This is a genomic window from Streptomonospora arabica, assembly GCF_039531585.1.
GTDB classification, from domain to species: Bacteria; Actinomycetota; Actinomycetes; order Streptosporangiales; family Streptosporangiaceae; genus Streptomonospora; species Streptomonospora halophila.
Genome location: NZ_BAAAQI010000030.1, coordinates 1 through 14,154 on the forward strand (window position 1 = coordinate 1; position 14,154 = coordinate 14,154).

Sequence of the window (14,154 nt, forward strand, 5' to 3'; positions counted from 1 at the left end):
GACGGAATCTCCCGGCGGATTTCCCACCGCACCCTCCGGAAAACGTGTCCCGGCGGCCGCGATTTCGCATCCGCGTTCTGTTGTGTCTCCACGTTAGCAGGGCTTTCGCGAACCCACCAAATCGGCGGGTCAAGCGATTCCTGCATTCCCGTTCACGGTTTCCGCTTCCGAGCGCAGCAGCAGAACGGAGAAGATCCGATCGAATCCTGCCGAATGCCGATAGCGCTCTACGGAGCACCGGAGTGAGATGCGGTCACGCCCACCGTGCGGTGTTCGCTGCGACCGAGGGAGAGCGCCGCCCAGTCGCACCGGAAACCGGTGCTCCATCAGGCGACCCGACCCACTCTAGCCGTCCGGTCGACTGATGCCAACTCGGGCGGGGAGTGACGTAGGCCACTTCCTGCGCCGGCATTAACGGCGGGACCCGCGTGCTGTCCCCCGTGGCCCACGGCGGCTGTACCGGGCCCGGCCGACCGCGCTTCCACGCGCGGCGCCGCGATCGGCACGCGCACGCTCCCCCCAGAGTGGCTCTCACCACAGAGGCGGCGCAGGGTTGGCCAAGTAGATACGCATGCATTATCTTTCCAGGAAAGCAATCTTGTCGCACAGTTCTCGGAAGGACACCCAATGAGCGAGCCCGTGAAGCTGAGCATCATCTACTACTCCTCCACCGGCACCGGTTTCACCATCGCCCGTGAGATCCAGGAGACGGCCGAGAAGGAGGGCGCCGAGGTCCGCCTGCGCAAGGTGGCCGAGCTGGCGCCGGCCGAGGCGATCGCCGCCAACCCCGCGTGGGCCGCCAACGCCGAGGCCACCAAGGACGTTGCGGAGGCCACCTCGGACGACGTCGTCTGGGCCGACGCGGTCGTCTTCGGCTCGCCCACCCGCTACGGCAACATCACCGCGCAGCTCAAGCAGTTCATCGATCAGCTCGGTCCGCAGTGGCAGCAGGGCCTGCTCGCCGACAAGGTCTACAGCGGCTTCACGTCCACGGCCACGCTGCACGGCGGCCAGGAGTCCACCCTGCTGGCGCTGTCGCACACCTTCTACCACTTCGGCGGGATCATCGTGCCCCCCGGCTACACCGACCCGAGCAAGTTCGCCGACGGCAACCCCTACGGCACCTCGCACGTCGACGCCCAGGGCAACAGCCCGGTCGACGATGTGACGCGCACCGCCGCCCAGGTCCAGGCCCGGCGCGTGGTGAGCGTGGCCGGCGCTCTCAAGGCCGGCCGGGAAGTCTGAGCACCCGAACCCCCGGCGCGCGGGACGCGTGACGCACAGGGAGGGGGCCGCACTCGCGGCCTCCTTCTCGCATGCACGTCCGCTTCATGTTCACGTCCCGCGTACCCGGCCGCAAGCGCACGGGCAGCGAGGCGCCCCGGCCCTTATGCGCCGTGCCCGCCTCCGCGCCGCTCCTGCAGTTCGGTCGCCGGCTCCCAGTTCGTGCGTAGCGCCGCCTCCGAGCCCGCCATCCACAGCGCGAAGCCGAGGTAGCCGGCCTCGAACGCGACCAGGTCGCCGTCCCAGCGCGCGGCGGGTGCCGCGGAGCGCTTGCGGCGCAGCAGCAGCACGCCGGCGGCGATGTTGAGGCCCGCCCAGACACCGTTGACGACCGGGCCCGACTCTCGGCCGGCGAGGGGCGTGAGGTGCCGGCGCCCGGCGACGGCGGTGGCGAGGTGCGGAGCGCTGTTGGCGATCAGCACACCTGCGGCGAAGGAGCGGATTCGTCTGCTTGTCATGGCGAACCAGGCTAGACCCGGTCGAGAGCGGGGCGGGGGCGGGCGCCATGTCCGCATAAGGACATGTCGACACGGTGACACGGTGACACGGTGATTCGGCGAGCCGGCGACTGGGCATGGGAGGACGCCTCCCCTGCGTGCGCGGGCGCGCGCCGAGGGCACCGCATCCGGACGGGCACGGCCGGATGCGGCGCCCTGAGGTGGGGCCCGGCGACGGCTCCCACTGGTTTGGAAGCGCTCCCATAGCGGGGGCCGCCGCCGGACGCGGTGGGATCCGCCCCCTACGCCGGCTCTAGCCCGCGGAGCAGGTGAGCTCGGGCGCGGAGTTGGTCCCGTCGTGGGTGCCCTGGAGCCCGAACGAGGCCGTCTGCCCGGAGGAGAGAGTGCCGTTGTAGGACACGTTGCTCGCGGTCACCTGCGAACCGTCGGCGCTGACCTCGGCGTTCCAGGCGCTGGAGACGGTCTGGCCGTCTTCGTAGCTCCAGGAGACCTCCCAGCCCTGCAGGTCCTCCTGGGCGGTGACGTCCACTCCGGCGACGAAGCCGTCGGACCACTCGTTCTGCACCGTGTACTCGGCGGTGCATCCGTCACCGGGATCCGGCGTGGGCTCGCCGGTGGGCGTGGGGTCGGGGGTCGGGTCCGGGTCGGGCCCGGTCGGTCCGTAGACGCTGGCGGTCTCGGCCGTGGCGACGATCCCGTTCTCCCCGTTGAACAGCCGCTCGCCCCAGGACGTCAGGCTGTTCGGGTCGAAGTCGTTCGTCAGGTCCAGGTACTCGACGCCGCCGCCGTTGCCGCTGTAGGACCAGCCGAGGTAGCCCAGGCCGTGCTGCTCGGCGGTGGCCAGGATGGCGTCCTCGTCGGGGTTGCCGTCGCTGTGGTCGTGGCCGAACTCGCCGACGACGATGGGCAGGCCGCTGTCGACGAAGTGGCCCAGGTAGTCCTGGATCGTCGACGCCTGCTCGTAGACCCCGTACATGTGGATGTCGAAGAGGACGTTGCGGTGCGGGTCGCTCTCGAACACCTGCGCGGCGTTGTCGCGCATGGTGTGGGTCCAGTCCTGCCCCCAGTTGGGCGCGTCGACCATGATCGTGTGGTCGAAGCCGGCGTCGCGCAGGCGGTTGACGGCGTCGGAGGTGTCGGAGGCCCACGGCTCGTAGCCCTGGTTGCCGTAGGGCTCGTTGCCGATGTTCAGGATCGTGTAGGCCTCCTGGCCCTCCAGCGCGCTCTGGATGTCGATCCAGTAGTCGACGGCCTGGTCCAGGGAGGAGGCGGCGCTCTCCTCGCCGTAGCCGGTGGTGTCGTGCACCTCCAGCACGCAGACGAGCTTGTTGGCCTTGCACTCGCTGATCACGTCGGCGACGTCGGCGGCGTCGTTGCGGGTCCACCGGACGCCGTTGCTGAGGACGACGCGGACCGCGTTGGCGCCGAGCGAGCCGATCTCGGCGAACGACTCGGTTTCGCCCGCGTACCAGGCGTGCGGGTGGTTGACGCCGCGCATCACGAAGTCGTTGCCGTTGGCGTCGACGAGGCGGCCGTCCTGGATCTGGAAGCCGGCTTCGGCGTTGGCCGGGTGGACGGCGACGATGAAGGACAAGAGGAGGGTGAAGACCGCCGAGGCGGTCAGGGCCAGACGTGTTCGCATAGCTCTTCCCAAGGTGGACGTCGTCTCGGGTCGAGGACCCGGAACGTGTGGACGTACCGGCCGGCCGGACGGCTTCCCCCTGTGGCGCCATGGCAACTATAAGCGACGTGACTTACTTAACTCAACTGTCTAAGTAAGATCACGGACTCCCGCGGCCGCCGGATGCGGCACCGTGCGGGCCGGACCCCTGAAGCCCGCCCGAGGGCACCTCCTGCCGACACACCGACACACCGACACACCGACACACCGACACACCGACACACCGACACACCGACAGGGAGATTCGGCGCTCTGTCGACTCGTCGACCTCCCACCCGCCCGGCACGGCGGGAACGGGGCCGCGGTCATCCGCCCGCGGCCGCCGGAGGACCGGACTCGACCGGGGCGCCACCGCGCTCCAGACGCCACCAGCGGGTGATGCCGAGCCCGGCGAGGAACGCGGTGTCGTGACCGGCCACGATCAGCGCGCCCCGGTAGGCCGCCAGCGCCTCGGTCAGCCGGTCCACGCTGTGCAGGTCGAGGTTGTTGGTCGGCTCGTCCAGGAGGAGCAGCTGGGGCGGCGGGTCGGCCAGCAGGAGGCAGGCCAGCGTGACGCGGAAGCGCTCGCCGCCCGAGAGGACGCCCGCCCGGTCCTCCACCCGGTCGCCGCGGATCAGGAAGCGTGCCAGGTCGGCCCGCACCCGCTGCGGCGGCGCCGACGGCGCCGCCGCGCGCACGTTCTCCAGCACGCTCATCCGGTCGTCGAGGAGGTCAAGGCGCTGGGGCAGGTAGCCGACGCGGTCGGCGACGCGGGCCACGGCGACCACCGGGTGGGCGCCCGAACCGGCGACGGCCTGCAGCAGCGTGGTCTTACCGGTGCCGTTGTCGCCGGTCAGCGCGATCCGCTCGGGCCCGCGCACGCTGATCCGGCCCTGCGGAGCGTCCAGCTCCAGCACGGAGCGGCCGGCGGGGACCTCGGTGTCGGGGAGCCGGATGCGGATGCGGTCGTCGTCGCGCACGGCCGACTCCGACTCGGCGAGCGCCTGTTCGGCCTCCTCCACCTTCCCCGTCTGCATGATGCGGTGCTTGCCCGCCGAGACCTGGGCGTCCCTCTTGCGCTGGCCCATCACGACCTTCGGCTCGCGCTTGGTCTCGTTCATCTTGCGCCCGTAGCGCTCCCGGCGGTCCAGCTTGGTCCGGGCCTCGATGAGCTGGCGCTTCTCGCGGCGGACGCCGCCCTCGGCGGTGCGGACTGCGCGCTGGGCGGCCTCCTGCTCGGCGGCGAGCTGCTCGGTGTAGGCCGAGTAGTTGCCGCCCCAGACCCGGATTTTGCCCTCGCGCAACTCGGCGATGCGGTCGACGCGCTCCAGCAGTTCGCGGTCGTGGCTGACGACCACGAGCACGCCGCGCCAGGCCTCGACCGCCTGGTAGAGCAGTGCGCGCGCCCGGCCGTCGAGGTTGTTGGTCGGCTCGTCCAGCAGGGTCACCGCGGGGCGGCGCAGGATGAGCCCGGCGAGGGCGGTCAGCACCGCTTCGCCGCCGGAGAGAGAGGCGACGGTGCGGTCCAGCGGTTCGGCGCCTGTCAAAGCGATGCCGAACCGCTCCAGTTCGGCGGCCGCGCGCTCCTCGATGTCCCAGTCGTCGCCGACGGCGGTGAAGTTGGCTTCGGCGGCGTCGCCAAGCTCGATCGCCCGCAGCGCCGCACGGATGCGGTCAATGCCGAGCAGCTCGGCGACCGTCTGGCCGGTGTCGAGAGTGAGGCGCTGGTCGAGGTGGCCGATGTCGCCGTCCACGCGGATGCCGCCCGAGGCGGGCGCGAGCCGGCCGGTGATGAGCTTGAGCAGCGTGGACTTGCCCGAGCCGTTCAGCCCGATCAGGCCGGTGCGCCCGCTGTCGAAGGAGGCGTTCAGCCCCGAGAAGACGGCGGTGCCGTCAGGCCATTCGAAGGAGAGTTCGGAGCAGACGATCGAGTGGGACACGGGACCTCCCGGCGGTACGCCGACGAAACGAGCTGTGCAGTCGCGGTTCCGTCGGTCATGCGCATCGGGAAAGTCGCCTCCGGGGTGTCGGGGTCGTCTGCCGCGGGTGCAGCGCGCCCGCGCCGATCAGGTTCGCACCGGCCGACCGGCGGCGCAAGGGATTTTCCGGCGACCCGCGGCCGCCGCGTCCGCCCGACCGGGCGCCGGCTCCCGCCGCCCGCCCCGTCCCCCCGCATGCGCGCGGCCGCGCCGGTGGGCGTCTCCGGCGCGGCCGCGTTCGCAGCCGGTGTCAGCGGCGCAGTCCGTGGCCCAGGCGGAAGAGGGGCTTCTGGCCGTCGCCCCGGTTGATGGGCTCCTGGTCGACCGAGGACGGCCAGGTCACGGGGAGGCGTCCGCGGAAGCGCTCGTGGCCGAAGAGGACGTCGGTCATGCCCGCGCCCTCACTGCCCGGCAGCCAGGACGCGACGAAGGCGTCCGCGGTCTTGAGCTCCTCGTTGATGATCAGCGGGCGGCCCGAGACCAGCATGGCGATGCACACGTCGGTCTTGGCGCAGATGTCGCTGAGCTGCTTGCTGTCGGCCTCGCTGAGCGCCAGGTCGGCGTCGTCGCCGAAGCCCTCGGCGTAGGGGGTCTCGCCGCCGACCCAGATGCCGATGTCGCCGGAGAAGTCCTGGCCGGTGTCGGTTCCGACGAACCGCACGTCGGTGTCGGTGCCCTCGGTCTCCTGCTGCACCGCCTCCCAGAAGGTGGTGCCCTCGGTGATGTCGCCGCCGCTGCCCTGCCAGCTGATCGACCATCCGCCGAGCTGGTAGCCGAGGTTGTCGGCGGTCTTGCCGCCCACCACGATGTCCTTGCCGGAGTTGCGCGAAAGCGGCAGCACGCCGTCGTCCTTCAGCAGCACCTGCGACTGCGCCACCGCCTCGCGCGCGACCGCGCGGTGCTTGGCGGAGCCGACGTCGTCGAGGTGGCCGCGGTCGGCGAACGGCTTGTCGAACAGCTCCTGGTCGAACTTGAGGTCGAGGATGCGGCGGACCGCGTCGTCGATGCGCTTCTCGCTGATGCGGCCGGCGCGCACCTCGCTGACGATCGCCTCGATGTTCTGCTCGTAGTCGTCGGGGACCATGATCATGTCGAGCCCGGCGTTGATCGACTTGCGCACCTTCTCGGCGTAGGAGTCGCCCTCGACCTGCCGAACGCCGGCCCAGTCGGAGACCACCACGCCGTCGAAGCCGAGCTCGCCCTTGAGCACGTCGTCGACGAGGTACTCGTGCTGGTGCATCTTCAGCCCGTTCCAGCTGCTGAAGGACACCATCACCGAGGCCGCGTCGGCGCGGACGGCCGCGCGGTAGGGGCGCAGGTGGATGCGGCGCAGCTCGCGCTCGCTCATCCGCGCGTCGCCCTGGTCGATCATGTAGTCGCCTTCGCCGGTGCCCCACGTGGTGCCGCCGTCGGCGACGTAGTGCTTGGCGGTGGCCGCGACGCCGTCGGGTCCCACGCCGCGGCCGTGGCCCTGCAGCCCCGAGATCGAGGCGTAGCCCATGACGCTCGCGAGGTGGGGGACCTCGCCGAAGCCCTCGTAGGTGCGGCCCCAGCGGTCGTCGCGCGGCACGCTCACCGCGGGTGCGAAGTTCCAGTCGATGCCGGTGGCCAGGACCTCCTTGCGCGTGACCTTTTGCGCGCGGCGCACCAGCCAGGGGTTGCGCGTGGCGCCCATGCCGATGTTGTGCGGGAAGACGGTGGCGCCTTCGACGTTGCTGTGGCCGTGCACCGCGTCGACGCCGTAGATCAGCGGGATCCCCAGGCGGCTTTCCAGAGCGGCGCGCTGGTACTCGTCGTACATGTCGGCCCATTCGGAGGCGGTTCCGCCGGGCTCGCCCCCCGGGCCCGCTCCGCCGCCGGAGAGCAGCGAGCCGATGCCGTACTCGGCGATCGCCTCTTTGTCGTCCATGACGTGGGTGTGGTTCACCTGCGTCATCTGGCCCGCCTTCTCCTCCAGAGTCATCTGCTCCAGGCAGTCCTCGGTGGAGTCGCAGCGGGGAGCCGCCGCGGCGGTCGGGGCGGCCGCCACCATGAGCGGCAGCACCAGGGCACCGACCGTCGCCGAGCACGCGGCGAGGAACGGACGGGATCTGCGCGGACCGGCCGCGCGGGGACCTGCCATCATCGACCTCCTGAACTCTGCGCCTTGCGGCGCTTCGGAAACCCGGCGGCCCCACCCCCGGTACGCCGCCCCGAAGGGCGTCGGTTCCTACTGCGACCGGCTCTCAACCCGAAGGTAAAATTACTGTAAAGAGCGTTTCCCGGAAGCGTCAAGGCGCTTGCGCGACCCGGCTGCGTCGCGCGGCTCGCCTGGGCCCGAACCGGCTCCTCGGCGCCGGGGCACCGGTCTGGCGCCGACAGGACACCGGCCTCAGGCGTCAGCGAAAGGCGTTGACCTCAGAAGACGTCCGACGACACGGTAGCCCGACACCGTGTGTGACGGAACGTTCACACGCGGGTGTCCGCCCGCCGCGCGCGGGGCCCACCCGGGCCGGGGCCACCGCCGGCGTGCTCCGGCGGCTCAACCGCGAGGGCGCCGCCGCTGCCGGCGCAGTGTTCAAAGGCGTGTGCGGGACCCGGGGGAGATGCCGACCGGACGCCCGCCGCAGCGGTCGTGGCCCGCGTCCTTCGCCGTCTCCCGGGCGTCCTCGGCGCCGTCTCAGGCGTCGTAGTCGACCGCGACCTCGGCGGTGGTCGGGTGCGACTGGCAGGTCAGCACGAACCCCTCTGCCACCTCGGCGTCCTCCAGCGCGAAGTTGCGCCGCATCTCCACCTCGCCGGCGGTGACCCTGGCCCGGCACGTGCCGCACACGCCGCCGCGGCAGGCGAAGGGGAGGTCTGCGCGCGAGGCCTGGGCGGAGTCGAGGACGCTCGCGCCGGCCGGCATCGGCGCGCTGCTGCTGCGCCCGTCGAGCACGAACGTCAGGGTGCCCGCCGACGGGGCCGCCGCCTCGGTGCGGCGCGGCGGCGGAGGAGGCGCGTCGACGTGGAACAGCTCCCGGTGCACCCGCTCAGCGGGCATTCCGGCGTCCGCCAGGACGCTGCGCGCACCCTCGGTCATGCCGTAGGGGCCGCACAGCCACACGTCGTCGGTGCCGCGCAGCGGAACCAGCGCCTCCAGCAGCCGCCGCAGCCGGTCGGGCTCCAGCCGACCGGACAGCAGGTCGGCGTCGCGGGGCTCGCGGGAGAGAACGTGGACGAGCTGGAAGCGGTCGGGAAAGCGGTTCTTCAGGTCGGCGAGCTCCTCGGCGAACATGGCGGTGCGCGAGGTGCGGTTGCCGTAGACCAGGGTCGCCTCGGCGCCGGGGTGCCCCTGCAGCACCGACGCGGCGATCGACAGCACCGGCGTGATGCCCGACCCGGCGGCCACGAACAGGTGGCGCCCGCCCTCGGCGGGGTCGGCGCAGAACGAGCCGGAGGGGGCGGCGGCCTCGATCTCGTCACCGGGGGCCACCTCGTGCACCAGCCAGGAGGAGAACAGTCCGTCGGGGACCTCGCGCACGCCGATGCGCAGAGGGCCGCCCGCGGGCGCGCAGATCGAGTAGTGGCGCCGGTGCTCCCGGCCGCCGACCCGCCGGCGCAGCGTCAGGGACTGGCCGGGGCGGAAGGCGAAGTCGGCGGCCAGCTCGGGCGGCACCTCGAAGGTGACGGCCGCCGCGTCCGGGCACAGCGGTTCGACCGAGGCGACGCGCAGGCTGTGGAAGGCCGGGGCCGTACGCCGCCGCGGCTCGGTCGAGGTGGCGGTCACTCAGATCTCCTTCATGTGCTCGAAGGGTTCCGCACACGCGGTGCAGCGGTAGAGGGCCTTGCAGGCCGTCGAGCCGAACTCGGAGGTCAGCTCGGCGGAGTCGGAGCCGCATCGGGGGCAGTGCAGGGCGCGGCGGCGCGGGACCAGCGACAGCGGTACGGGCCCGTCGCGTTCGGGGGCCGGGCCCGGCGGCGAGACGCCGTGCTCGGCGAGCAGGCGGCGGCCCCGCTCGGTGATCCGGTCCGTGCTCCACGGCGGGTGGAGCACCGTACGCAGCTCAACGCGGGTGAACCCGGCGGCGCGCAGCGCGCGGTCCAGGTCGGCGCGGATGGCGCCCATCGCCGGGCAGCCCGAGTAGGTGGGGGTGACGGAAACGACCGCGCCGCCGTCGCCGTCGGCCTCGACCTCGCCGAGTACTCCCAGGTCGGCCAGCGTCAGCATGGGCAGCTCCGGGTCGGCGACCGACTCCGCCGCCTCCCACGCGCGCCGCCGGTCGGCCGCGGCCCGCTCGGCCCGGCCGGACCCGCCGGCCCGATGGCGTTCGTCCCGGTGCCGGGTGCGGGCGGCGGCCCCCTCCGCCCCGGCGCTCACCAGGTGCCCCCGGGGTGCTCGCGGGCCAGCGACTGCATCTCGGCGAGGAGCCCGGACAGCGCCGGGGTGTGGCTTCCGGCGCGCCCGCGCGCCTGGGCGGGGCCGGCGGTGGCGGGTCGGGGCAGGTCCGCGGCCGCGAGCACCTCCTCCAGCACCGGTTCGCAGTCGGCGAGCAGCGCGTCCGGTGCGGCGGCGACGCCGCACTCGGCCATGCGGCGCTCCACCGGGTGGACGGCGAACAGCTCTGCGGCGTGCGGCCAGACCGCGCCGACGCCCTCCAGGATCCGCCGGCGCGACTCCGCGGTGCCCTGCGCGAGGGTCACCGCCCACCGGGCGGCGTAGTCGCGGTGGTAGGCGACCTCGGCCACGCCCTTGCCGGCGACGGCGGCCAGCACGGGGTCGGCCGAGCCGCGCAGGCGCTCCAGCAGGGCGAGCCGCCACACGGAAAACAGCAGCAGCCGCAGCGTCGACTGCGCGAAGTCCCCGTTGGGGATCTCCGCCAGCGCGACGTTGCGGAAGCCGCCGGCGTCGCGGAAGTAGGCGAGCGCGTCCTCGGCCGGCACCGGCGAGTCGGGCGGCAGCGGCGGCACGGCGCCGGGGTCGGCCGCGGCGGCGCGGGCCAGCAGCAGCCGCGCCTGGCCCAGCAGGTCGAGGGAGACGTTGGCCAGCGCGACGTCCTCCTCCAGCTCGGGCGCGCGGCTGCACCACTCGGCCAGCCGCTGCGCCAGCACGAGCGCGTCGTCGCCGAGCATCAGGCAGTAGGCGGCGAGGTCGCCGCGGTCGACGTCTGCGGGCACGGCGGTGTCGACGCCGGCCAGCGGGTCGTCGAAGCCGGTGCCGAACGCCCACTGGGAGGCGTCGCCGTCGACGTCGACCAGGCCCGCGTAGACCGACTGCTCGTCGGCGTCGGCGGCGAACGGGTGCGTCATCTGCGGCCTCACATGTGCGGCACGTCGTCGGGGACGGCGTAGAAGGTGGGGTGGCGGTAGACCTTGTCGCCGCTGGGGGCGAACATCGGGTCCTTCTCGTCGGGGCTGGACGCGGTGATGAGCGCGGAGCGCACCACCCACACGCTCACCCCCTCGTTGCGGCGGGTGTAGACGTCGCGGGCGCGGCGCAGCGCCATCTCGTCGTCGGCCGCGTGCAGGGATCCGGCGTGCACGTGGTTGAGGCCGCGCTTGCCGCGCACGAACACCTCGTAGAGCGGCCAGTCGGCGTCGGGGGTCGCTGCGTCCATCAGTCCTCGCCTCCATCGGTGCCGGCGCGGGCGGGCCCGCGCGCCGCGAACGCGGTCGCGGCCTCGCGCACCCAGGCGCCGTCCTCGTGTGCGCGGCGGCGGTGGGCGATCCGCTCGGCGTTGCAGGGCCCGTCGCCCTTGATGACGCGGGTGAACTCCGCCCAGTCGGGCTGCCCGAAGTCGTAGTGGCCGCGCTCGGGGTTCCAGGCGAGATCGGGGTCGGGCAGGCGCACACCCAGGGCATCGGCCTGCGGAACCGTCATGTCGACGAAGCGCTGGCGCAGCTCGTCGTTGGTGTGGCGCTTGATGCCCCAGTGCATGGACTGCGCGGTGTTGGGGGAGTCGGCGTCGGGCGGGCCGAACATCATCAGCGAGGGCCACCACCACCGGTCGACGGAGTCCTGCACCAGGGCCCGCTGCTCACCGGTGCCGCGCATCATCGTCAGCAGCAGCTCGTAGCCCTGGCGCTGGTGGAAGGACTCCTCCTTGCAGATGCGGATCATCGCCCGGCTGTAGGGGCCGTAGGAGCTGCGGCACAGCGGTACCTGGTTGCAGATGGCCGCGCCGTCGACGAGCCAGCCGATGGTGCCCACGTCGGCGTAGTCGGGTGTGGGGTAGTTGAAGATCGAGGAGTACTTCTGCGCACCGGAGATCAGCCGGCGGGTCAGCTCGGCGCGGTCGACGCCCAGCGTCTCGGCCGCGGAGTACAGGTACAGGCCGTGCCCGGCCTCGTCCTGGACCTTGGCGAGCAGGATGGCCTTGCGGCGCAGCGACGGCGCGCGCGAGATCCACGCCCCTTCGGGCTGCATGCCGATGATCTCGGAGTGCGCGTGCTGGGCGATCTGGCGGACGAGGGTCTTGCGGTAGCCCTCGGGCATCCAGTCGCGGGGCTCGATGCGCTCCTGGCGCGCGATGACCGCCTCGAACTCGGCGTTGAGCCGCTCCTCGTCCGCCTCCGCGGGTGCCGTCATGGGCTCCTCCCGGATCATTTACTGACCGTTCGGTCTGTAATATTCTGCCACCACGCAGGCCGAGGGCGCAATGGAGGTATCCAGCCGTGACCGCACTACTGGAGAGCTACGCTCAGGGCGCCTGGTACCGCGCCCCCGACGAGGGCATGCCGCTGGCCGACGCGACCACCGGCGAGACCGTCGCCCGCCTGTCGCGAACCGGGCCCGACGTGGCCGGCATGCTCGACTACGGCCGCCGCGTCGGCGGGCCGGCGCTGCGCGGGCTCACCTTCCATGAGCGCGCCGCGGCCCTGAAGAGCCTGGCCAAGCACCTCAACGGCCTCACCGCGGAGTTCCACGCGCTCTCGCACCGCACCGGGGCCACCCGGCGCGACAACGCCTTCGACGTCGACGGCGGTATCGGCGCCCTCTTCAGCTATGCGAGCAAGGGCACCCGCGAGCTGCCCGACGACACGGTGCTGCCCGACGGAGCGGCCGAGCGCCTCGGCCGCGGCGGCACCTTCGTCGGCCAGCACGTCTACACCTCCCGGCCGGGCGTGGCCGTGCAGATCAACGCCTTCAACTTCCCGGTGTGGGGCATGCTGGAGAAGTTCGCCCCCGCCTTCCTGGCGGGCGTGCCCAGCATCGTCAAGCCCGCGAGCCAGACCGCCTACCTCACCGAACTGGTGGTGCGGCGCATCGTCGAGTCGGGGCTGCTGCCCGAGGGCGCGCTCCAGCTGCTCGCGGGACCTCCCTCCGGCCTGCTCGACCGCCTCGGGCCTCAGGACTCGGTCGCCTTCACCGGCTCCGCCGAGACCGGCGCGAAGCTGCGCGCCCATCCGGCCGTCGTGCACGGCGGCGTGCGGCTCGGCGTCGAGGCCGACTCGCTCAACTGCTCGGTCCTGGGCCCCGACGTCACACCGCAGGACCCGGAGTTCGCGCTCTTCGCCGACCAGCTCGTCACCGAGATGACCGTCAAGACCGGCCAGAAGTGCACGGCCATCCGGCGCGCGATCGTGCCCGAGCACCTCGCCGACGAGGTCGTCGCCGCCGTGGGGGAGCGGCTGGAGTCCGTCGTCGTGGGCGATCCGGCACAGGAGGGGACCACCATGGGGCCGCTCGTGGCGCTCGACCGGCGCACCGAGGTGCGCGCGGCGGTCCACCGGCTGCTGGGTTCGGCCGAGGCGGTCGTCGGCGACCCCGAGCGCTGCTCCCCGGTCGGCGCCGATCCGCAGCGGGGCGCGTTCGTGCCGCCGCTGCTGCTGCGGGCCGGGAGCGGCGCGGCCGAACCGCATGAGGTCGAGGCGTTCGGTCCGGTCAGCACGGTGATCGGCTACCGGACGACGCAGGACGCGGTCGACCTGGCCGCACGCGGCCGCGGCAGCCTGGTCGCCTCGGTGGTCACCGCCGACCCCGGGGCCGCCCGCGAGCTCGTGGCGGGAATGGCGCCCTGGCACGGCCGGATCCTCGTGCTCGACCGCGACGACGCCGGGGAGTCCACCGGCCACGGCGCACCGCTGCCCGTACTCGTGCACGGCGGGCCCGGGCGCGCCGGCGGCGGCGAGGAGCTCGGCGGTATCCGCAGCGTCGTGCACCACATGCAGCGCACGGCGGTGCAGGCGTCCCCTGACACGGCCACCGCGGTCACCGGGCGCTGGACGCCGGGCGCGCGTCGACGCGACGCCGGCGTCCACCCGTTCCGCAAGAGCCTGGCCGAGCTGCGTATCGGCGACACCGTGGCCTCCGGTCGGCGCACGGTCAGCCTGGAGGACATCGGCCGCTTCGCCGAGCTCACCGGCGACACCTTCTACGCCCACACCGACCCCGAGGCGGCCGCAGCGAACCCGCTGTTCGGCGGGATCGTCGCGCACGGCTACCTGGTGGTCTCCCTTGCCGCGGGCCTGTTCGTCGACCCCGCGCCGGGCCCGGTGCTGGCGAACTTCGGGGTGGACAACCTGCGCTTCCTCACCCCGGTGAAGGCGGGCGACTCCATCGCCGTCACCCTCACCGCCAAGCAGATCACCCCGCGCGCCAACGCCGACTACGGCGAGGTCCGCTGGGACGCCGTGGTCGACAACGCCGAGGGCGACCCGGTGGCCACCTACGACGTGCTGACGCTGGTGGCCAAGGAGCGGTCGCAGGACTGACCAGGCGCCGCGGTCGCCTTGTCGCCGTGGCGACCCGGCGCTTTGTCCCCGAGTCGACATGTCGAGTCGACATGTCGCCGGGACCGGCGCCGGCGGGGCG

At 72.7% G+C, this 14,154-nt stretch carries 11 protein-coding genes; 2 read left to right on the forward strand and 9 right to left on the reverse strand.

Going from position 1 to position 14,154, the window contains the following annotated elements:
• Positions 1 to 627 precede the first annotated feature (627 nt).
• Entirely contained in the window at positions 628 to 1,245 is a 618-nt protein-coding gene (wrbA, locus tag ABD284_RS25205) for an NAD(P)H:quinone oxidoreductase (RefSeq protein WP_344148803.1), read from the forward strand.
• A 143-nt stretch (positions 1,246 to 1,388) separates the two neighbouring features.
• Here wrbA and ABD284_RS25210 read toward each other — a convergent pair whose 3' ends face one another.
• The 9 genes from ABD284_RS25210 to paaA all read right to left on the reverse strand — a co-directional run bounded on the left by ABD284_RS25210 (position 1,389) and on the right by paaA (position 11,928).
• Entirely contained in the window at positions 1,389 to 1,742 is a 354-nt protein-coding gene (locus tag ABD284_RS25210) for a hypothetical protein (RefSeq protein ID WP_344148806.1), read from the reverse strand.
• A 292-nt stretch (positions 1,743 to 2,034) separates the two neighbouring features.
• Positions 2,035 to 3,384, reverse strand: a complete 1,350-nt coding sequence (locus ABD284_RS25215; protein WP_344148809.1) for a cellulase family glycosylhydrolase — start codon at positions 3,382 to 3,384, stop codon at positions 2,035 to 2,037.
• Between the two features lie 344 nt (positions 3,385 to 3,728).
• On the reverse strand, positions 3,729 to 5,342 hold the full coding sequence (locus ABD284_RS25220; RefSeq protein ID WP_344148812.1) for an ABC-F family ATP-binding cassette domain-containing protein: 1,614 nt from the start codon (positions 5,340 to 5,342) through the stop codon (positions 3,729 to 3,731).
• A gap of 289 nt (positions 5,343 to 5,631) precedes the next feature.
• Entirely contained in the window at positions 5,632 to 7,503 is a 1,872-nt protein-coding gene (locus tag ABD284_RS25225) for a glycoside hydrolase family 3 protein (protein WP_344148815.1), read from the reverse strand.
• A gap of 537 nt (positions 7,504 to 8,040) precedes the next feature.
• A complete protein-coding gene (gene paaE / locus ABD284_RS25230; protein WP_344148818.1) occupies positions 8,041 to 9,129 on the reverse strand; it encodes a 1,2-phenylacetyl-CoA epoxidase subunit PaaE in 1,089 nt (362 codons plus the stop codon).
• Positions 9,130 to 9,720, reverse strand: a complete 591-nt coding sequence (gene paaD / locus ABD284_RS25235) for a 1,2-phenylacetyl-CoA epoxidase subunit PaaD (RefSeq protein WP_344148821.1) — start codon at positions 9,718 to 9,720, stop codon at positions 9,130 to 9,132.
• A complete protein-coding gene (paaC, locus tag ABD284_RS25240) occupies positions 9,717 to 10,649 on the reverse strand; it encodes a 1,2-phenylacetyl-CoA epoxidase subunit PaaC (RefSeq protein WP_344148824.1) in 933 nt (310 codons plus the stop codon). The genes paaD and paaC overlap by 4 nt, the downstream gene beginning before the upstream one ends.
• Positions 10,650 to 10,657: 8 nt before the next feature.
• Positions 10,658 to 10,957: a 1,2-phenylacetyl-CoA epoxidase subunit PaaB gene (gene paaB, locus ABD284_RS25245; protein ID WP_344148827.1), complete on the reverse strand. Its 300-nt coding sequence runs from the start codon at positions 10,955 to 10,957 to the stop codon at positions 10,658 to 10,660.
• On the reverse strand, positions 10,957 to 11,928 hold the full coding sequence (gene paaA, locus ABD284_RS25250) for a 1,2-phenylacetyl-CoA epoxidase subunit PaaA (protein ID WP_344148830.1): 972 nt from the start codon (positions 11,926 to 11,928) through the stop codon (positions 10,957 to 10,959). Before paaA ends, paaB begins: the two co-directional genes overlap by 1 nt.
• A gap of 86 nt (positions 11,929 to 12,014) precedes the next feature.
• Between paaA and paaZ the strand changes: the two genes are divergently transcribed.
• On the forward strand, positions 12,015 to 14,054 hold the full coding sequence (paaZ, locus tag ABD284_RS25255) for a phenylacetic acid degradation bifunctional protein PaaZ (protein WP_344148833.1): 2,040 nt from the start codon (positions 12,015 to 12,017) through the stop codon (positions 14,052 to 14,054).
• Positions 14,055 to 14,154: the final 100 nt, after the last annotated feature.